The organism is Neisseria sp. HMSC068C12, from assembly GCF_001814095.1.
Classification (GTDB): Bacteria; Pseudomonadota; Gammaproteobacteria; order Burkholderiales; family Neisseriaceae; genus Neisseria; species Neisseria perflava.
Window position 1 is genome coordinate 28,302 of the sequence record NZ_KV814825.1, and the last position, 18,515, is coordinate 46,816.

At 50.4% G+C, this 18,515-nt stretch carries 18 protein-coding genes; 11 read left to right on the forward strand and 7 right to left on the reverse strand.

Features of this window, described 5'->3' with window-relative positions; all coding sequences use genetic code 11:
- A partial coding sequence (locus HMPREF2952_RS07995) for a S41 family peptidase (protein WP_070625488.1) occupies window positions 1-1,463 on the reverse strand: 1,463 nt, incomplete at its 3' end.
- A gap of 215 nt (window positions 1,464-1,678) precedes the next feature.
- Complete coding sequence (locus HMPREF2952_RS08000; protein WP_070695489.1) at window positions 1,679-3,586, reverse strand: murein hydrolase activator EnvC family protein; 1,908 nt, start codon at window positions 3,584-3,586, stop codon at window positions 1,679-1,681.
- Between the two features lie 173 nt (window positions 3,587-3,759).
- On the opposite strand from HMPREF2952_RS08000, the gene HMPREF2952_RS08005 reads away from it, so the two are divergent.
- The 7 genes from HMPREF2952_RS08005 to HMPREF2952_RS08035 all read left to right on the forward strand — a co-directional run bounded on the left by HMPREF2952_RS08005 (window position 3,760) and on the right by HMPREF2952_RS08035 (window position 8,088).
- Complete coding sequence (locus HMPREF2952_RS08005) at window positions 3,760-4,305, forward strand: CreA family protein (protein WP_070695492.1); 546 nt, start codon at window positions 3,760-3,762, stop codon at window positions 4,303-4,305.
- A 30-nt stretch (window positions 4,306-4,335) separates the two neighbouring features.
- Complete coding sequence (locus HMPREF2952_RS08010; protein ID WP_004520085.1) at window positions 4,336-4,884, forward strand: YqgE/AlgH family protein; 549 nt, start codon at window positions 4,336-4,338, stop codon at window positions 4,882-4,884.
- A complete protein-coding gene (gene ruvX, locus HMPREF2952_RS08015) occupies window positions 4,877-5,332 on the forward strand; it encodes a Holliday junction resolvase RuvX (protein ID WP_004520086.1) in 456 nt (151 codons plus the stop codon). Before HMPREF2952_RS08010 ends, ruvX begins: the two co-directional genes overlap by 8 nt.
- Before the next feature lie 163 nt (window positions 5,333-5,495).
- The gene (locus HMPREF2952_RS08020; protein ID WP_070695494.1) at window positions 5,496-5,918 is read left to right on the forward strand and encodes a YidB family protein; all 423 of its coding nucleotides are present in this window, start codon (window positions 5,496-5,498) and stop codon (window positions 5,916-5,918) included.
- Window positions 5,919-6,067: 149 nt separating this feature from the next.
- The gene (locus tag HMPREF2952_RS08025; protein WP_039862234.1) at window positions 6,068-6,616 is read left to right on the forward strand and encodes a carboxymuconolactone decarboxylase family protein; all 549 of its coding nucleotides are present in this window, start codon (window positions 6,068-6,070) and stop codon (window positions 6,614-6,616) included.
- 124 nt (window positions 6,617-6,740) lie between these two features.
- On the forward strand, window positions 6,741-7,832 hold the full coding sequence (locus HMPREF2952_RS08030; RefSeq protein ID WP_049336464.1) for an acyl-CoA dehydrogenase family protein: 1,092 nt from the start codon (window positions 6,741-6,743) through the stop codon (window positions 7,830-7,832).
- 85 nt (window positions 7,833-7,917) lie between these two features.
- Window positions 7,918-8,088: a rubredoxin gene (locus tag HMPREF2952_RS08035; protein ID WP_003747315.1), complete on the forward strand. Its 171-nt coding sequence runs from the start codon at window positions 7,918-7,920 to the stop codon at window positions 8,086-8,088.
- Window positions 8,089-8,141: 53 nt separating this feature from the next.
- Here HMPREF2952_RS08035 and dapC read toward each other — a convergent pair whose 3' ends face one another.
- Both dapC and HMPREF2952_RS08045 read right to left on the reverse strand, forming a co-directional pair.
- Entirely contained in the window at window positions 8,142-9,332 is a 1,191-nt protein-coding gene (gene dapC, locus HMPREF2952_RS08040) for a succinyldiaminopimelate transaminase (RefSeq protein ID WP_004520092.1), read from the reverse strand.
- A 387-nt stretch (window positions 9,333-9,719) separates the two neighbouring features.
- Window positions 9,720-10,079 carry a MerR family transcriptional regulator gene (locus HMPREF2952_RS08045; protein WP_004520095.1) on the reverse strand — a complete coding sequence of 120 codons (360 nt, stop codon included), beginning with the start codon at window positions 10,077-10,079 and terminating at the stop codon, window positions 9,720-9,722.
- A 79-nt stretch (window positions 10,080-10,158) separates the two neighbouring features.
- Here HMPREF2952_RS08045 and HMPREF2952_RS08050 point away from each other — a divergent pair, with 79 nt between their 5' ends.
- Window positions 10,159-10,539 (forward strand): carboxymuconolactone decarboxylase family protein, encoded by a 381-nt coding sequence (locus HMPREF2952_RS08050; RefSeq protein WP_004520096.1) that lies wholly within the window; start codon window positions 10,159-10,161, stop codon window positions 10,537-10,539.
- Window positions 10,540-10,654: 115 nt separating this feature from the next.
- Here the strand turns inward: HMPREF2952_RS08050 and HMPREF2952_RS08055 are convergent, their stop codons facing one another.
- The 3 genes from HMPREF2952_RS08055 to HMPREF2952_RS08065 all read right to left on the reverse strand — a co-directional run bounded on the left by HMPREF2952_RS08055 (window position 10,655) and on the right by HMPREF2952_RS08065 (window position 13,942).
- The gene (locus tag HMPREF2952_RS08055; RefSeq protein WP_004520097.1) at window positions 10,655-11,827 is read right to left on the reverse strand and encodes an NAD(P)H-dependent flavin oxidoreductase; all 1,173 of its coding nucleotides are present in this window, start codon (window positions 11,825-11,827) and stop codon (window positions 10,655-10,657) included.
- A 340-nt stretch (window positions 11,828-12,167) separates the two neighbouring features.
- A complete protein-coding gene (locus HMPREF2952_RS08060) occupies window positions 12,168-12,848 on the reverse strand; it encodes a YiaD family glycine zipper/OmpA-like lipoprotein (protein WP_004520099.1) in 681 nt (226 codons plus the stop codon).
- A gap of 218 nt (window positions 12,849-13,066) precedes the next feature.
- A complete protein-coding gene (locus tag HMPREF2952_RS08065; protein WP_003747306.1) occupies window positions 13,067-13,942 on the reverse strand; it encodes a YoaK family protein in 876 nt (291 codons plus the stop codon).
- 160 nt (window positions 13,943-14,102) lie between these two features.
- Here HMPREF2952_RS08065 and HMPREF2952_RS08070 point away from each other — a divergent pair, with 160 nt between their 5' ends.
- The 3 genes from HMPREF2952_RS08070 (at window position 14,103) to ileS (ending at window position 18,473) form a co-directional block, all read left to right on the forward strand.
- A complete protein-coding gene (locus HMPREF2952_RS08070; protein ID WP_004520101.1) occupies window positions 14,103-14,492 on the forward strand; it encodes a hypothetical protein in 390 nt (129 codons plus the stop codon).
- A gap of 123 nt (window positions 14,493-14,615) precedes the next feature.
- Window positions 14,616-15,542: a bifunctional riboflavin kinase/FAD synthetase gene (gene ribF / locus HMPREF2952_RS08075; protein WP_004520102.1), complete on the forward strand. Its 927-nt coding sequence runs from the start codon at window positions 14,616-14,618 to the stop codon at window positions 15,540-15,542.
- A gap of 138 nt (window positions 15,543-15,680) precedes the next feature.
- Window positions 15,681-18,473, forward strand: coding sequence for an isoleucine--tRNA ligase (gene ileS, locus HMPREF2952_RS08080; protein WP_049336469.1), 2,793 nt, complete (start codon window positions 15,681-15,683; stop codon window positions 18,471-18,473).
- The last annotated feature ends 42 nt before the right edge of the window (window positions 18,474-18,515 follow it).

Sequence of the window (18,515 nt, forward strand, 5' to 3'; positions counted from 1 at the left end):
CTGTCTTTATCCGCATCTTTTTTCGGAGCAGGTTTTTTCGCTGCCAAACCCAAAGATTTTTGCCATTCGGCTGGATTTTTCACCAAGTCCAAGGCTTTGCGGAGTTGATCATCTTTGGCCGGATTTGGAATGCGGCGGCTGGAGATGTCTTCGTCTTTGTCTTTTTTGGACTTGTCTTTATCGGCTTTGGTTTCTGCGTTGGCAGGCGTTTCAGTGCTGCTGTTGACGTCTTGGCCGCCCAACGGATTGCCGATATGGCCGACCAAATCGGCTTCGCGGCTTTCAAAAGCGCGGTCTTTGTCTTTGACTTCAACGTCAGGAACAATGCCTTGCGCTTGAATCGAGCGGTCGTTTGGTGTGTAGTAAAGGGCGGTGGTCAGTTTAACTGCGCTGCCGCCGGAAAGCGGAATCAGGGTCTGTACTGAGCCTTTGCCGAAACTTTGTGTGCCGACGACGACGGCGCGTTTGTGGTCTTGCAATGCACCGGCAACGATTTCGGAAGCGGAGGCCGAGCCTGCGTTAATCAGGACGGTCATAGGAATGGTTTTCAGCTCGGCAGGCAATCCTGCCAACGGGTCTTTGCCGCTGGTGGTGATGTAGTCTTCGGCAGTTGCTTTGAGTACCATGCCTTCTTTTTTGTTGCGGCCTTTGGTGCTGACAACGGTTACGTCAGGTTGCAGGAAGGCTGCGGATACGCCGACTGCACCGTTGAGCAGGCCGCCCGGGTCGTCGCGCAAGTCGAGGATGATGCCTTTGAGCGGACCTTTGTTTTCTTTGACAAGGGCTTGCGCAGCTTCGTTGAGTGCGGCAACAGTGCGCTCTTGGAATTGGGAGACGCGGATGTAGCCGTAGTCTTTTTCAAGCAGATGATGGCGCACGCTTTTGACTTTGATGATGGCGCGGGTCAGGTTGACGACGATGGGTTTGTCGGCATTTTTGCGTGAAAGGGTCAGGGTGATTTTGGTACCCGGTTTGCCGCGCATTTTTTTGACGGCTTCGCTGACGGTCAGGCCGCGCGTAGAGGTATTGTCGATTTTGACGATGAAGTCGCCACTTTTTACGCCGGCGCGTTCTGCCGGAGTGTCTTCAATCGGGGCAACGACTTTGACGAAGCCGTCTTCTTGTCCGATTTCCATGCCCAGGCCGCCGAATTCGCCGCTGGTAGATTCTTTCATTTCGGCATAGCCTTTTTTGTCCATATACTCGGAATGCGGATCGAGATCGGACACCATGCCTTTCATTGCGCCTTCAAAAAGCTCGGCATCGGGTTTGTCTTGGTAATAGTTGGCTTTGATTTGGCCGTACACTTCTGCCATGGTGCGGATGGTTTGCACGGGCAGGGCCTCGTTGTCTTTTTTGTCTTTTTCGGCGGCAAAACTTTGTACACTCAGACTGAGGGCGATGCCGCTAAATGCGCCGAGAGTGTAGATTGCAACTTTTTTTAAAGTAGATTTTGTTGACATTCGTTTGACTTTCTTTTTGTGTACGGTAAGCAAAGTGGTTTTTGTTTTCTCTGAACCCGTTGACTTTATGTGATTTAAACGCTTGGAACAATAAGTTTAAGGTAAAAGTTTGTTGTTTAATGTGCTGAACAGGCGTGAAAATCGTGTTTTATTGTAGTTTATGATGAAAATTCAGACGGCCTGAAGGGGAAAATTCACTCAGGCCGTCTGAAACATCAGTTAATCCATGAAAGCGGATTCATGACTTGTCCGTTGTAGCGGACTTCAAGGTAAAGGCCGGTTTCGCCCGACGGCAAAGTGCCGCTGGTGCCGATTTTGCTGCCGGCATTGACGGCGTAGTTTTGGGAGATGTCGATTTCGTTCAGGCCGGAGTAAATGCTGACATAGCCGTCGCCGTGGTCGAGGACGACTACTTTGCCGTAGCCTTCAAGCTCGCCGGCAAAAGTAACCGTGCCTGAGGCAATGCTGCTGACCGGAGCAGGAATGGTATTGTAGAACACGCCTTTCCAAACTTCGCCATCGCCGCGGTCTTGACCGAACAGGCCTGCCAATGTACCGTTAACTGGTTTTTTCAGACGGCCTTGCATACGGCTGAAGCTGTTGGCGTTGCTGACGGTCAAGCCTTGGGTGTTCGGGGCTTGCAGTTTCATGTCTTCGTCAGTCAGCGTAGACATGGCGGCGCGTTCGGCTTCGGCTTTTTGTTGGGCGGCAGCCTGCTCTTTGCGTGCTTTTTCAGCGGCGGCCAAACGGGCTTCGGCGGCTTTTTTACGCGCTTCGGCTTCGGCTTTGCGTTGCTCGGCTTTGCGTTTTTCCAAATCTTTCAAGAGATTATTGAGGCGCTGCTCGTTTTCTCTGTGGTTGATTTTCTTTTGCGCTTCTTTGGCCATTTGCGCGTTTTGACGGCGGCTTTCGGCTTGTTCGGCGGTATTGGTCACGCCTTGTTGACGCAACGAAGCTTGGATATTGGCTTGCAGTTTTTTCAGGTAAGCCAATTCATTGTTGATTTTTTGTTCTTGCGCCGCCAGCTCTTTCTGTTGTTTTTCCAAGTCTCTCATAACTTGGTCGTTGGCGTTGTTGATATAACGTGTGTAACGCAGGAAGCGGGTTTTTTGACCGGCATCGGCGTTTTTCAGAAAGAGGGCGACCGCGTTGGGCTGACTGTTTTTATAGTTGCCGGACACAAAGCGCGAAATTTGGGCGCGTGTGTTGGAAACTTCGGCTTTTAACTGGTTGGCATCGGCATTGAGTTTTTGGAATTTTTCCCAAGCGTCGCGTTGTTTGCGGTTGATGCCGGAGAGGTTGTTGCGTGTTTGTTGCAGCTGTTTGAGCGTGGCATTGACATGGATAATGAAACCCTCATTGCGTTTGGCAAAGGATTTCTTGGTTTCCATATCGTTGGCGGCGGCAGTTACGGCTGCTTTGAAATCGTTGTCGGCTGAAGAAGCGACTTTAGGCTCAACTTTAGGCTCGGCTTTTTTGTTTTGCTCTTTGGCTTTTGTGTCTTTTTTAGCGTCTTTTTTGTCTTCGACAGCTTTTTTGGCGGACTCTTTAGCTTCGGCCTTTTTGTCTTCGGATGCTTTTTTTACGGGCTCTTTGGTTTTTTTGCCGTCTTTTTTATCTTCAGCTACTTTTTTAGCAGGCTCTTTGGCTTTGGTTTCCTTAGGGTCTGCTTTTTTTACGGGTTCTTTGGCTTTGCTGTCTTTTTTATCTTCAACAGGTTTCTTGTCTTGTTCTTTGGCTTTGCCGGATTTTGCGGCTGCAGCTTTTTTGTCTTTGGCTGTTTCTTTAGGCTCTTCTGCTTTGCGGTTGGCCTTTTTATTGTCAGCCGCGGCCTCGGTGGCTTTAGCCGGTTTGTTTTTGTCTGAAGCGCGTTCGTTTTTGTCGGCGGTGTCCTTCTCTTTGGATACTTTGGCTTTAACCGCTTTTTTGCCTTCCTCTTTTTCTTTTACGGCTTGTTTTTTTGGGGTTTCTTTTTTGACATCTGCCTTGGCGGCTTCTTTCTCTTTTTTCACGGGCGCAGCTTTTTTGACGGCGGTCGCTTTTTCTTTCGGCGCGTCTTTGGCAGCATAGGTTGGCAGGGAGAAGCTGAGCAACAGGGCGAGAATGAGGGGTTTGTAACGCATGGTTCGATCTTGCTATCAAAGTAGGAACAATAGGACGGATTATACTGTCTGTCAGGCCGTCTGAAAATAATATCGGGTTGCAATATGGACGAACGGTCTTATATAGTAACGATAGAGTGGGCGGACGGGGTTTAGTCTGCCTGGAAACTGACAGTCTGCATCGACAGGATATTATGAAAAAATATTTATTAGTAGTGTTGGGCGCCATGGTTTTGGCGGCTTGCGGTGACAATACCGATAAAATCGGACGCGCCAGTACGGTGTTTCATATGCTGGGTAAAAACGACCGTATTGAAGTGGAAGGTTTTGACGATCCTGATGTGCAGGGGATTGCCTGTTATATTTCGTACGCAAAAAAAGGCGGTTTGAAAGAAACGGTCAATCTGGAAGAAGATGCCAGCGACGCATCCGTTTCCTGTGTGCAAAGTGCGGAAGTCATCCGTTATAACGAGGCTGCGGTTTTGAAACCGCGACAAGTGTTCAAACGCAGTGCCAGCATAGCATTTAAGAGCCAACAGATTATCCGCTACTACGATCCGAAACGTAAGTCTTTCGCTTATTTGGTGTACAGCGATAAAATCGTTCAAGGTTCGCCGAAAAACTCTTTGAGCGCGGTATCGTGTTTTGCCCATGCGAAAACCGATACGCCGGTACCGGCAGGCGGCGCAGTTTACGGTGCGTGCGTGGTGGATGCGCCGGTTACCGACGGACAAAAATAATAAAATCAGCTTATAGATATTAAGAAGAATATGAATTTAGCCAACCATTTCCTGATTGCCATGCCTCATATGGACGATCCGTTTTTTACGGATACGGTCATTTATGTGTGCGAACACGATGAAGAAGGTGCGCTGGGCATCATCATCAACAAGCCTTCGCCGATTACCATGGACATGATTTTCGCCGCCGCCGACCGCAATATCCCGTTGCGCCTGCAACATGAAAACGTGATGATGGGCGGGCCGGTTCAGATTGAGCGCGGCTATGTCGTGCATACGCCGATCGGGCGCTGGCAAAACAGCATGGTGGTAACTGATAATGTGGCGCTGACTTCTTCGCGCGATGTGATTGAAAACTTGTCTAAAGAAGGTGCAGTGGACAAGGCTTTGATCAGCATTGGTTATTCGAAATGGGGTAAAGGGCAGTTGGAGCGCGAGCTGGCAGAAAATGTTTGGCTGACCGTCCCTGCGGACGAGCATATTCTGTTTGATGTGCCTTACGAGCTTCGTTATGCCGCCGCTTTTGAAAAATTAGGCATCAATCCGAACGCCTTGGTTTCAGGAGTCGGCCATGCCTGATGCACCAAAAGGCACGGTTTTGGCTTTTGATTTCGGCGAGGCGCGTATCGGCGTGGCGCAGGGCGATGCTGAGTTGGGTATGACCCATCCGCTGGCGACGATAACCGGCAACAGCAATGATGAGAAATTTGAGGCCATTGCCAAGCTAGTCAAAGAATGGCAACCCAAGTATTTTGTGGTCGGACTGCCGACGCATACCGATGGCACGGAGCATGAGCTGACCCGTTTGAGCCGTAAATTTGGCCGCCGTTTGCACGGACGTTTTAACTTGCCGGTTTATTGGGTGGACGAAAGGATGTCTTCCCTATACGCGGAAAGCCTGCTTGCTGAAGCGCAAGTATTTGGCCGAAAACAAAAATCCGTACTTGACCAAGTGGCGGCGCAGGCAATTTTACAAGGCTTTTTTGAAGGTGGCGCGGCTGAGTATTTCAATGGCCGCGAAGAATAGTATTATTCATTATAAAGGCCGTCTGAAAATGGGTTTCAGACGGCCTTTGTTTTGTTACGGCTTTGAGATAAAAGAGGTTTAGTTTGGTTAATCCTGATTTTTTCAGCACAAATTTTGCTACACTCCGTTTTCTTTTTTTAGACACAAATACAAGGAAAAAGTCATGGCACTCATGGACAATCTTTTGAATGCGGCTACTCAAATGTTGGGTGGCAACAACGAAAACGGCGCACAAGGTTCTCTGACCGATATGGCGATGGATTTAGTGAAACAGCAAGACGGCGTGGGCAACCTGATCAACCAACTGCAACAAGGCGGTTTGGGCGATGCTCTGAGCAGCTGGGTTTCCAACCAATCCAGCAACCTGCCTGTGTCCGGCAGCGATCTGCAAAATGCTTTGGGCAGCGATACCGTGAACCAAATCGCGCAAAAATTCGGCGTGGATGCCGGCCAAGCAGGCGATTTGTTGGCAAAAGTGTTGCCAGACTTGGTCGATAAAGCGACGCCTAACGGCACGGCTCAAGATGCGGATGGCTTCGGCTTGGACGACATCGCTTCTATGCTACTGAAAAACTTTATGAAATAATGAGTTGAATCATTTGATAAGGCCGTCTGAATCCGTTCAGACGGCCTTATAACTTTTGGTTCGCGGTAAATAACCAATAAGTCTTTTTCTGATGGAGACGGATGGCTTATGATGTGCACTTCATTTCACCAGATAAGAAGGTTATACACATGTCCCGCTTGACCATACACACAGTCGAAACCGCTCCTGAAGCCGCCAAACCACGCATTGAAGCCGTATTGAAAAACAACGGCTTTATTCCTAACCTGATCGGCGTTTTGGCCAATGCGCCTGAAGCTTTGGCGTTTTATCAAGAAGTTGGCAAGCTGAATGCGGCCAACAGCCTTACTGACGGCGAAGTCGAAGTTGTCCAAATTATCGCCGCCCGTACCAACGAATGCGGTTTCTGCGTTGCCGGCCACACCAAACTGGCTACCCTGAAAAAACTGTTGTCCGAACAATCCATCAAAGCCGCACGCGCGTTGGCTGCGGGTGAGTTTGACGATGCCAAACTGAGTGCTTTGGCGACATTCACCCAAGCCGTTATGGCGAAAAAAGGCGCAGTATCCGACGACGAGCTGAAAGCATTCTTCGATGCCGGTTACAACCAACAGCAAGCCGTTGAAGTAGTTATGGGCGTTGCTTTGGCAACCTTGTGCAACTACGTCAACAACCTTGCCAAAACTGAAATCAACCCTGAATTGCAGGCATTTGCCTAATCTCATCAAAGGCCGTCTGAAAATTCAGACGGCCTTTTAGTAAAAAGCAAGGATATCCTTGTTGCCAAGAATAATTCATGAGTAGAACCATCTACGCTTCAAACCTTATTCAGAGGAAAAAATCATGACACGCGAAGCTTTACTGAACAATGTTGCCGAACTCGTTAAAAGCAAGCTGAAACCATTGGTGGACGACATCGACCGCAAAGGCCTGTACCCGAAAGAATTTATGCTGGAATTGGGCAAAATCGGCGGTTTTGCCGCAACCGGTACGGTTGAAGAGGGCGGTAACGGTTTGGGTTTGGCAACGCAAATCGCCGTATTGCGCGAAATCGGTAAAGAATGCGGCGCCACTTCGTTCAGCGCATGGTGTCAGGCGGCTTGCGCGTGGTATCTGCATCAATCCCCCAACCAAGCGGTTAAAGCCAAATATTTGGCCGATATTCTGCAGGGCAAAGTCTTGGCCGGTACGGGCATGTCCAATACCGTCAAACACCTTGCCGGTATCGAAAAACACAATCTGCAAGCCGAACGCGTCGAAGGCGGCTACAAAATCAACGGTGCTTTGCCTTGGGTATCCAATATCGGAGAAGACCACATTTGGGCAAATACCGCCCAAATCGGCGACAGCTATGTGATGTTTATCACCGGCGGTCAATGGGAAGGCGTTACCCTGCAAGATTGCCCTGAGTTCTGCGGTTTGGAAGGCACGCGCACTTACAGCCTGAATTTTAAAGATGTGTTTATTCCCGATGAAGATGTGATCGCTTCGCCTGAGCAGTTCCAGTCTTATATCCCGACCATTAAAGCCGGTTTCATCTTGCTGCAAATAGGTATCGGCGCCGGTGTGATTGACGGTGCGCTCGGCATTATCCGCATGGCCAATGTGGTGAACGCAGAAGTGAACTCATACCTCGACCACAGTTACGATGAGTTGAAAGCTGCGTTGGACGGCGCATGGGCGGAAACCGAACGCCTTGCCGATGATGCGTGGAACAATAAACCTGACACGCTGGCAACCTTGAAACTGCGTGAAGCGGCTGCTGTGTTGGCACTGAACGCCACTCAATCTGCCGCATTGCATGCAGGCGCGAAAGGCTATCTGATGCGCAGTCCGGCGCAACGCCGCGTCCGCGAGGCCATGTTTGTCGCCATCGTAACACCGGCCATCAAACACCTGCGTAAAGAAATCGCCGCTTTGGAAGCAGCTCAATAAATTCAAAATATCAACAATAAAACACACGAAAGGCCGTCTGAAAATACGGTTTCAGACGGCCTTTTTAAAATAGAAGGAATACAAAATGGCTCAATATATGTGCGGCCCTTGCGGCTGGATTTACGATGAAGATGTCGGCGACCCCGAACATGGCCTGCCGGCAGGTACCAAGTTCGAAGACATTCCCGACGACTGGAAATGCCCTGAGTGCGGCGTAGGCAAAGAAGATTTCTACCTTCTGGACTTCACCATATAAATTACCCGATTATTTAATAAAAAGGCCGTCTGAAATTTCAGACGGCCTTTGTTTTATCGGCGGTATAAAGCAACCATGGTTTCAGCCGCTTTGACGCAGCTTTCCACATCGGCAACCAGAGCGATGCGGACGTAGCCTTCGCCCGGATTGCCTTGTTCGGTATCGCGGGCGAGGAAGCGGCCGGGCAACACTTGGATAGCGGCTTTCTGCCACAGGTTGCGCGTAAATGCCAAGTCGTCGCCATCGGGAACTTTCAGCCAAATGTAGAACGACGCGTCAGGCAGTTTGACATCGAATGCCTGTTGCAAAATAGGGATGACGCGGTCGAATTTTTCTTGGTAGAGGCGGCGGTTGTCGATGACGTGTTCTTCATCGTTCCAAGCGGCAATGCTGGCGCGTTGGACGGGAATGCTCATCGCGCTGCCGTGGTAGGTGCGGTAGAGCAGGAAGTTTTTGAGCAACTCGGCATCGCCTGCGACAAAGCCGGAACGCAAACCGGGGACGTTGGAGCGTTTGGACAGGCTGGTGAACATAATAATGTTGCGTGTACCGCGTCCTAATTGCGCCGCAGCCTGCAGGCCGCCGATCGGTTTGTTGTCGTCAAAATAGATTTCGGAATAGCATTCGTCAGAGGCGATAACGAAGCCGTATTTGTCTTGCAAATCAAAAACTTCTTTCCAATCTTCTAATTGCAGGACGCTGCCGCTCGGGTTGTTTGGCGAGCAGACAATCAGGACTTTGGTGCGCTGCCATACGTCTTCAGGCAGGCTGCTCCAATCGGGGTTGAAGCTGGGCGCAGGACAGTTGGCAAAATGGATTTCGCCGCCGCCCAAAATAGTCGCGCCTTCGTAAATTTGATAGAAAGGATTGGGGCTGATAACGACCGGTTTGGGGCCGTCTGAAGCCGGATTTAAAACGGTTTGGATAAAAGAGAACAAAGCTTCCCGGCTGCCCAATACGGGCAGGATTTCATTGTCGGGATTGAGGCTCAAACCATCATAACGGCGGGCCACCCATTCGGCGCAGGCTTGGCGCAGTTCAGGCAGGCCAGCGGTCAGCGGATATTTTTCCAGTTCGTGCAGGGAGGTGGTCAGCGCGTCGGTGATGACTTTGGGCGTCGGGTGTTTCGGCTCGCCGATTTGCAGATGAATGGGCGTCACACCTTCGGGTGCATCAATGCCTTGCATGGCTTCACGCAGGCGGGCGAAAGGATAGGGTTTGAGGTGGTTCAATAATGGGTTCATGATGTTTCTGCCGATAAATTAAGGCAACAATCTTAGCATTTTTTAGATAGATTGGGACAAAAAGGCCGTCTGAAAACAGGGTTTAAATGTTTTCAGACGGCCTTTTGAATGCAGTCAAAACGGTCCCGTCATCACCAACTATTACAGCAACGTCTGCTACGGCCAGCACAGCGACCGCACCTTTTTCACCAATTCGGAAGACATCATCATCGATTATCACTGGGCGCTCAGCAATTCATGGCGTGTGAATTGTAATAATTATGTTTTGGGACGCTCGCCCCGATAAGGCCGTCTGAAAGCGCGAGCTTTAACGAAGTTGGAACACAAAAGCAGCCTGCACTTGGGCTTTCCCAAATGTGCAGGCTGCTTTTCACGCTTTTAGGCTGCTTATCCCTGCCCGCCCATCTTCTCACGATACCACGCCAGCTTCCGCTCCAAAAACGCCCAATGAGCGTCCAATTCCTGCCGTTTGCGTTTCAAAGCCGCCTGATGTTCCTGCAAAATCCGGTAACGTTCGGGGACGGTTTCATCGCCCAAATGCCGCAGCCGCGCGTATTCCTTGATTTGCGCCAGCGGCACGCCCATGTCTTTCAGCCGAAGGATGAAACCCACCCATTCCAAATCGCGCGCACCGTATTCGCGGTAGCCGTTGGCGTTTCGTTCGGGGCGCAGCAGCCCTTCCTGCTCGTAGTAGCGCAGCGTGGCGGCGGACAAACCCGTTTGCGCGGCAAATTCCTTGGTCTGCATCAAATCTCCTTGCTATAAAGTGCGCTTGATAGTTTAACCTGTCCGTGCAATTTTGCAAATTTGAGTATGGAGACGAAAAATGTTGAATCATCAGGATTTAATGGCACGCGGCTTAGCGAAGCTGAACGAAATCGACGGCGAGCAGGGCGACAAGGTGAGGCAGGCGTTGGCGGATATTTCGCCCGATTTGGGCAAATACATCATTGGTTTCGCGTTTGGCGAGATTTACCAGCGCCCGCAGCTTGATGTGCGGCAGCGCGAGCTGGTAACGCTGGCGGCTCTGGCGGCGCAGGGCGGCTGTGAAAACCAGTTGCGCGTGCATATCCACGCTTCGCTGAACGTGGGGCTGACGCGCGATGAAATTGTGGAGGCGTTTATCCAATGTATCCCGTATTTGGGTTTTCCGAAGGTGCTGAATGCGGTGTTTGTAGCGAAGGAGGTGTTTGCGGCGGCGGAGTGATGCAGGCTGCCTGAAACCTAAAAAGGCTACCTGAAAGCGCAGCTTCAACGAAGTTAAAACGGAGTTCCTGAGAAACGAAAAGCAGCCTGCACATCCACAAAACAAATTGATGCGTTTATTTGGCAGGGACGACGGGCAGGGAACCGTTCAAAAGATAATGAATGGTTTCTTGAACCGTACGGATGGCGTTGCCAAACGGCAATGGGTCTTTGCCGCGGAAAAACAGGCCTTTATCGACCTCGCCGCGGAATGCGGCGGAAAGTTGGATGTCGATACAGAATTGACCGGCTTTGGCCAAACCGTCGCGCAAGCCGCAGCTGGTCAGGCAGTTCAGGCCTTGGGTGCAACGGCGCGGATCGTTTTTGGCGTTGGCTTGCAATTTGGCCTCGCGTTTGATGTAGTTGTCGAGGAATTTGGTGCGCACGCCGCGTGCAGGCAAACCGGCAACAGACATGAATTCAACCACTTTTTCGGTTTCCGCACCGGCCAGCGTTTTCTTGAAGTTGATGTGGGCATCGCCTTCTTCGGTCACGGCAAACGCGGTACCGATTTGAACGGCGGACGCGCCCCAGTTTTTCAAGGCTGTTTTGACTTTTTCAAAGTTTGCCATGCCGCCGGCGAGTACCAACGGGATTTTTTCGCTTTCCAAGCCCAAGTTTTTGAATACTTCAAACGTTTCTTCAATAACGCGTTTGAACTCGAATTTGGCATCGTTCACGCCGTCAACGGTTGCCGCACCCAAGTGGCCGGCTGCGTGGGCTGGGTGTTCGATAACGATGGCATCGGGCAAGATGCCTTTTTTCATCCAACGTTTCAAAACGATGTTGATACCGCGTGATTCGGACAAAATAGGGAAAAGGGCGACATCTTTGTGATAGCCCTCGGCCATTTCCGGCAAGTCCAAAGGTAAACCTGCGCCCATTACAATCGCGTCTGCACCGGATTCGCAGGCCTGACGGACGTAGGCGGCATGGTCTTTGACGGCTTTCATGACGTTGACGGCGATCATGCCTTTGCCTTCTGAATCGGCTTTGGCTTTTTTGATTTCACGGTCAAGCGCGATGCAGTTGAGGCGGGTGTATTTTTCTTCGCTGGAATCGATTTTTGATTCAGCCAGCAAATCTTCGTGCAAGTGGCGCAAATCGACGCTGGCGATGGTACCTACGCCGTTTTCGCGCGCAACCGCGCTAGAGAGTTTTGATGCGGAAACGCCTACACCCATACCGCCTTGTACGACGGGGATCAGTGATTTGCCACGGATAATCAATGGGTCAAAGTTGTTTTGCATGGATGCTCCTTCATAGATTCTGGATAGTGCCGTCTGAAATCCTATGAAATGGATTGGATAACGGGCTGATGTGTATATAAATAAGTGTGTTTTTCGCCGCCGTTTTTCAGACGGCATGAGGCGTGTTTTTAAAATTTTAGGAATTATACTCTAAGTTAGTGTAAAAATTAGAGTATTAATACAGTTTTTTTAAAGAAAAAATTGAAAAGTCTTGTTAATAAAGGAATAAATTTTATGATGGGTTGGATTGAGGAGGCGAAATTGCAAACAAAATCTACAAAGAAAAAGGCCGTCTGAAATTTCAGACGGCCTTAAGTATGGGAATCGGACAGATGTCGGATTACATTTGTTTTTTAGCGGCATCAATGGCGCGTTGGTCAGGGTTGATCAAGATTTCAACGCGGCGGTTTTGTGCGCGGCCTTCAACAGTAGCGTTGGAGGCGATTGGTTGACGGGAGCCGTAACCGAAAGTGCTCAAACGGGTGCTGCTTACGCCACGGGATTGCAGGAAAGTGGCAACAGATTCGGCGCGGTTGCGAGACAATGGCTCGTTGATGGCGTCGTTACCGGTGTTGTCGGTGTGGCCGTTGATGGTCAAAGTGGTGTCAGGATATTGAACCAAAGTTTGCGCAGCGGCAGATAGGGCGCTTTGAGCATGGCCGCTCAGGGCGGCGCTGCCGGTAGCGAAGGTTACGTTTTCAGGCATAACCAGTTTGATTTGGTTGCCTTGACGTTCAACTTCGATGTTGGTGTTGGCCAGGCTTTGACGCAGTTTTTTCTCTTGGTAGTCCATGTAACCGCCGATACCCGCACCTACTGCACCGCAAGCCAATGCGGAGTTACGCGCGCCTTTACCGCCGTGGGTCAGTGCACCAACGATGCCGCAAACAGCCGCACCGCCCAAACCGTACATAGCGGTTTTGCTGGCGGATTGTTGGCCGGTAACAGGATCAGTTACACAGCCGGTGAGCGCCAAAGGAATTGCAGTGGCAATAACGGTCAGGGGTTTCAAGAATTTCATGTCGTATCCTCTTTATTAGATGACGGCCCGGGCCGTCTGAAAAAATGAATAAAAACCGCGTGGATCATTACGGATTTATGATACTCAATATCCGAAACGCAAAAGAATGGGTTTAACCCGATATTACGAAAATATTTGCCAGTTAACATAATTCTGAAGCATTTCTGCATTTCTCCGACAGTTTGGCCGTTTTGTCGCGAAATAACAAGCAAAGTTTTTTACAGTTTCTTCCGTTTTTTCTGCTTGCGGCGATACCAGTTGACGAATGCCCATTTCAATCTGACCTTGACATCGTATCCCACTGAACCTGCACCCAGTATGAGCAAAACGGCGGAAACGGGCAGGGCGAAATGATGGCCGACCAGATGATAACCCCATGCGCCAACCACGCCGCCCAGTAAAAACGACAGCATCAATCCGCTTAAAAGCCACATTTTCGGTTTGTTAACTCGGACGTGCGGTAGGCGCGGATGATGCTGTTTGGAGTAATAAAGCGCGCGTGAGATTTCAATGCCCAAGTCGGTCGCCGTGCCGGTCATGTGGGTGGAACGGATGGCGCCGCCGGAAAGAAGCGTGATAACCGTATTGTGCATACCCATAATAAAACATAATAAAAACAATGCTAAAGACGGCATAATAAAATCAGAGCCGCCAAAATCCCACTCCATCGCAGCAATACCGAACCAGCCGAATATCAACAGATAAACTGCTTCCAGCCACATGGAAAACCCAAAGCTGCCACGGAAACGCATCTGCTGCGTCCATAAAATTACCCAACCCGAATGCGCGGCACCGGCAACAAAACACAACACGCTGATGAAAGTCACCGCGGCAGACCACCAGTCTTGGAGATACAGCACATCAGCCAAAAGAGACATGGAGCCGGTTACGTGGGAAATATAGCGCGCAAAAGCAAAAAATCCCCCCGCATTAATCGCACCGGCAAGAAAGGCCATGATATAGCCCAGCCGTCTGAAACGGGCATCGGAAATATTGTGCTCGTGCAGATAAGGGCGGTCCGCCTGCCAAAACGGCGGCGTGTGTTGCCTGTGGTGGCGCAATCGGTAGGAGTGGGGCGGTTTGTCAGCGTTCATCGAGTGGGTTTGGAGTTAAACATTCATACAGGGTGTATTTTATATGCAACTGTCTGCCGATAAGAACAAATAATCTAAAGTGTTCCCAAGTTGCCACACTTGCCCATTACACAATGAGGGCGTACATTAATAGAAAGATATAAACATAAGGAAACATCCGATGAATCCTATCCGTCTGACCTTATTGTTTGGCGCCGTTGCATTGCTGGCCGCCTGCGCCACCACGCCCGAGCAAAAAGCCGCACGCGCCCAAGCGCAGAAACGCTATGAGCAGGATCTTCAAGTCAATCTTGCCGCCCAATGCGATCAGGAAACAGCCGCACTGATCCGCCGCAAATTTGACGAAGAAGGCAAACCCGGTGTGGCAACTGCGGAACAAAAAGCCTTCCGCCTCAAATATATCGACAAAGTTTCCGACCCGATGTTCCAAGCCTGCTACAAAATGGCATGGCAAAACTATATTTCCCAAGAACAGCTGCGCGAAGCCCGCTACTATCGCTATTACGACGATTGGGGTTATCCGTTTGGCCGTTATCCTTGGTGGTGGTAAGGTATTAACAAACCTTAGGGCCGTCAGAAAGCATATATTTATTGGTTTCAGGCGGCCTAAGGTTTATTGAAACGGCAATAACGTTTACAATAGCCGCCTATTCAAACACACTACCAACTACCCATGAACATCTGGCTTGGACAGCGACATCCGCCCCAATTTCCGCAAGGAGCCGCCGTAACCATTGGCAACTTCGACGGCGTACACCTCGGGCACAAACATATCCTGCAAAAACTCAAACGAGAGGCAGACCGGCGCGGTCTGCCTGTTGTCGTTGTTATTTTTGAGCCTCAGCCCAAAGAGTTTTTTGCGCGTAAAGCCGGGAAAAAGCTGCCTTACCGCATCAGTCCGCTGCGTACTAAATTGCGCCTTTTGCGTGAAACCGGCTGTGTGGATGCCATTTGGGTTTTGCGCTTTAACCAAACTTTCTCCGAGATGAGCGCACAAACGTTTATCGACCGGCTTTTGCGAAAAACGCTCAATACGCGTTATCTGCTGATTGGCGATGATTTCCGTTTCGGTGCGGGTCGGGAAGGCTGTTTCGAACTTTTGGCACAACAGCCTGATATGCAAACCGAGTGCACACCGTCCGTTATCGTTGAAGACATCCGCACCAGCAGTACCGCCGTCCGCCAAGCCCTTTCAGACGGCAAGTTGGAATACGCCAAAAAACTGTTGGGGCACGATTACGTGTTAAGCGGCAAGGTCAAGCACGGGCAAAAACTCGGCCGCACCATCAACTCGCCTACCGCCAACGTCCAGCTTCCCCCGTATCATTATGCGCTAAGCGGCGTATTTGTCGTCGAAGCTGACGGCGCATTCGGTACGCGCCGGGGCGTGGCCAGCTTTGGTTTTAACCCCACTGTCAGCAACAACCGTTCGCAAAAGTTGGAAGTCCACCTGTTCGATTTCAACGGCGATTTGTACGGCCAGCGCATCTTCGTCCGCTTCCTGCACAAACTGCGTGACGAGAAAAAATTTGAAAGTATCGAAGCATTGAAAACCCAAATTTTGCAAGATATGGAAGATGCAAAGGTTTGGAAACCATAGAAACGCTTCTATACGCTTATAAAATCAAGACAATTGGGCTACAATAAGTCCTTTGAATTCTTTCAGACGGCCTGTTCTTTTTAAAATGAGCAATCAGGCCGTCTGAAACCGAAATACCGCAACAATAGAGATTAGAAAATGACCGATTACAGTAAAACCGTAAACCTGCTCGAGAGCCCGTTTCCAATGCGCGGCAATCTTGCCAAGCGCGAGCCTGCATGGCTGAAAAGCTGGTACGAGCAAAAACGCTACCAAAAACTGCGTGAAATCGCCAAAGGCCGTCCGAAATTTATTCTGCACGACGGTCCTCCGTATGCCAACGGCGACATCCACATCGGTCATGCCGTCAATAAAATTCTCAAAGACATTATTATCCGCAGCAAAACCCAAGCCGGTTTTGATGCGCCTTATGTGCCGGGCTGGGACTGCCACGGCCTGCCCATCGAAGTGATGGTAGAGAAGCTGCACGGCAAAGACATGCCCAAAGCCCGTTTCCGCGAATTGTGCCGCGAATACGCCGCCGAACAGATTGCCCGTCAGAAAAAAGACTTTATCCGCTTGGGTGTGTTGGGCGATTGGGACAATCCTTACCTGACCATGGATTTCAAAACCGAAGCCGATACCGTGCGTATGCTCGGCGAAATCTACAAATCCGGCTATCTCTACCGCGGCGCGAAACCGGTTCAGTTCTGCTTGGACTGCGGCTCTTCACTGGCGGAAGCAGAAGTGGAATACAAAGACAAAGTATCGCCTGCGATTGACGTTGCCTATCCGTTTAAAGACAATGCCGCGCTTGCCGCCGCATTCGGTTTGTCCGACATCGAAGGCAAAGCGTTTGCCGTTATCTGGACAACCACGCCTTGGACTTTGCCTGCGAGCCAAGCTGTTTCAGCTGGCGCAGACGTGGTGTATCAATTGATTGATACGCCTAAAGGCAAATTGGTGTTGGCCAAAGATTTGGCAGAAGATGCGCTCAAACGCTACGGCTTCGCTTCAGACGACCTGAAAGTATTGGCAGAAACCACCGGCGACAAGCTGGAAAACCTGCACATGAACCATCCGTTCCTCGAACGCGATATCCTCATGCTCAACGGCGAACACGTTACCACCGACGCCGGTACCGGCTTGGTGCACACTGCGCCTGCGCATGGTCTGGAAGACTACGCTGTCTGCAATAAATACGGTATCGAGCTTTACAACCCTGTCAACGCCGAAGGCAAATACATCAGCGAAACACCTCGTGTCGCTGGTATGAGCGTTTGGGAAGCCAATCCCGTCATCCTGCAATGGCTGGGAGAAACCGGCAACCTTTTGGCAAGCAGTAAAATCGAACACAGCTACGCCCACTGCTGGCGCCACAAAACGCCGTTGATTTACCGTGCGACCGGCCAATGGTTTGTCGGTATGGACAAAGCAGGTGCTGACGGTAAAACCCTGCGCGACAAAGCCATCAAAGCCGTTGATGACACTGAATTCTTCCCGTCATGGGGTCGTGCGCGTTTGGAAGCCATGATTGAAGGTCGTCCTGACTGGGTGGTTTCGCGCCAACGCTACTGGGGCACGCCGATGACCTTCTTTGTTCACAAAGAAACCGGTGAGCTGCATCCGAACTCTGCTGAGCTTTTGGAGAAAGTAGCACAACGCATCGAAGAAAAAGGCATCGAAGCATGGTTCTCTCTTGATAAGAGCGAACTCTTGAGCGCGGAAGATTGCGAAAATTACGACAAACTTTCCGATACCATGGACGTATGGTTCGACTCAGGCTCGACCCATTATTCCGTCTTGAAACAGCGCGAAGAATTAGACTGGCCTGCCGACCTCTACCTCGAAGGCAGCGACCAACACCGCGGCTGGTTCCAATCCTCTATGTTGACCGGTTGCGCCTCATCCATGGGTCGTGCACCATACAAACAGCTGCTGACCCATGGTTTCGTGGTTGACCAAAACGGCCGCAAAATGTCGAAATCCATCGGTAACGTTGTTGCACCGCAAGAAGTTTACAACGAATTCGGCGCAGACATCCTGCGCCTGTGGGCGGCATCTACCGATTACAGCGGCGAATTGGCGATTTCCAAAGAAATCCTTAAGCGCGTAACTGAAAGCTATCGTCGTATCCGCAATACCTTGAGCTTCCTGTTTGCCAACCTCAGCGACTTCAATCCTATTGAAGATGCCGTGCAGCAGGCAGACATGGTGGAAATCGACCGCTACGCCGTGGTATTGGCACGTCAGCTGCAAGAGCGTCTGGCAGGAGATTACTATCCGCGTTATGCCTTCCACTTTGCCGTAAAAGACATTGTTTCTTTCTGCTCGGAAGACTTGGGCGCGTTCTACCTCGATATCCTGAAAGATCGCCTCTACACCACCAAAGCAGACAGCCATGCTCGCCGCAGCGCGCAAACTGCCCTGTATCACATCACACGCAGTTTGGTTCTGCTGATTGCTCCGATTTTGTGCTTTACCGGCGAGGAAGCATGGGACATCATCGGTGGCGGCGAAGAAGACAGCGTCCTCTTCCATACATGGCATGAGTTTCCATCTATCAATGAAAAAGCCGAAGCCGAATTGGTGAAAAAATGGACGGCAATTCGCGAAGCACGCGAAGCAGTAACTGCTGCCATCGAGCCTTTGCGTACGGATAAAACCGTCGGTTCTTCATTGCAAGCCGAAACCGAAATTACGGCTCCGGAAGAAATTGCCGATTATCTGAACACTTTGGGCGAAGAATTGCGTTTTGCTTTGCTGGTGTCTAAAGCAGAAGTGAAAGTAGGTGATGAACTTGCTGTGACCGCTAAAGCCAGCGATGGTGAAAAATGCGAACGCTGCTGGCACTATACCCACGATGTGGGCGCAGTTGCAGGCCATGAAACCATCTGTAAACGTTGTGCCGAAAACGTTGACGGTAAAGGCGAAGAAAGACATTACGCTTAATTGTTTGGTCTAAGATAAAGGCAGTCTGAAAACTTTGGAAAT

Bases quoted from the DNA above. Each gene is read 5' to 3' on its own strand.
- HMPREF2952_RS08000 (WP_070695489.1), bottom strand. From the start codon at position 3,586: ATGCGTTACAAACCCCTCATTCTCGCCCTGTTGCTCAGCTTCTCCCTG.
- HMPREF2952_RS08005 (WP_070695492.1), top strand. From the start codon at position 3,760: ATGAAAAAATATTTATTAGTAGTGTTGGGCGCCATGGTTTTGGCGGCT.
- HMPREF2952_RS08010 (WP_004520085.1), top strand. From the start codon at position 4,336: ATGAATTTAGCCAACCATTTCCTGATTGCCATGCCTCATATGGACGAT.
- ruvX (WP_004520086.1), top strand. From the start codon at position 4,877: ATGCCTGATGCACCAAAAGGCACGGTTTTGGCTTTTGATTTCGGCGAG.
- HMPREF2952_RS08020 (WP_070695494.1), top strand. From the start codon at position 5,496: ATGGCACTCATGGACAATCTTTTGAATGCGGCTACTCAAATGTTGGGT.
- HMPREF2952_RS08025 (WP_039862234.1), top strand. From the start codon at position 6,068: ATGTCCCGCTTGACCATACACACAGTCGAAACCGCTCCTGAAGCCGCC.
- HMPREF2952_RS08030 (WP_049336464.1), top strand. From the start codon at position 6,741: ATGACACGCGAAGCTTTACTGAACAATGTTGCCGAACTCGTTAAAAGC.
- HMPREF2952_RS08035 (WP_003747315.1), top strand. From the start codon at position 7,918: ATGGCTCAATATATGTGCGGCCCTTGCGGCTGGATTTACGATGAAGAT.
- dapC (WP_004520092.1), bottom strand. From the start codon at position 9,332: ATGAACCCATTATTGAACCACCTCAAACCCTATCCTTTCGCCCGCCTG.
- HMPREF2952_RS08045 (WP_004520095.1), bottom strand. From the start codon at position 10,079: ATGCAGACCAAGGAATTTGCCGCGCAAACGGGTTTGTCCGCCGCCACG.
- HMPREF2952_RS08050 (WP_004520096.1), top strand. From the start codon at position 10,159: ATGTTGAATCATCAGGATTTAATGGCACGCGGCTTAGCGAAGCTGAAC.
- HMPREF2952_RS08055 (WP_004520097.1), bottom strand. From the start codon at position 11,827: ATGCAAAACAACTTTGACCCATTGATTATCCGTGGCAAATCACTGATC.
- HMPREF2952_RS08060 (WP_004520099.1), bottom strand. From the start codon at position 12,848: ATGAAATTCTTGAAACCCCTGACCGTTATTGCCACTGCAATTCCTTTG.
- HMPREF2952_RS08065 (WP_003747306.1), bottom strand. From the start codon at position 13,942: ATGAACGCTGACAAACCGCCCCACTCCTACCGATTGCGCCACCACAGG.
- HMPREF2952_RS08070 (WP_004520101.1), top strand. From the start codon at position 14,103: ATGAATCCTATCCGTCTGACCTTATTGTTTGGCGCCGTTGCATTGCTG.
- ribF (WP_004520102.1), top strand. From the start codon at position 14,616: ATGAACATCTGGCTTGGACAGCGACATCCGCCCCAATTTCCGCAAGGA.
- ileS (WP_049336469.1), top strand. From the start codon at position 15,681: ATGACCGATTACAGTAAAACCGTAAACCTGCTCGAGAGCCCGTTTCCA.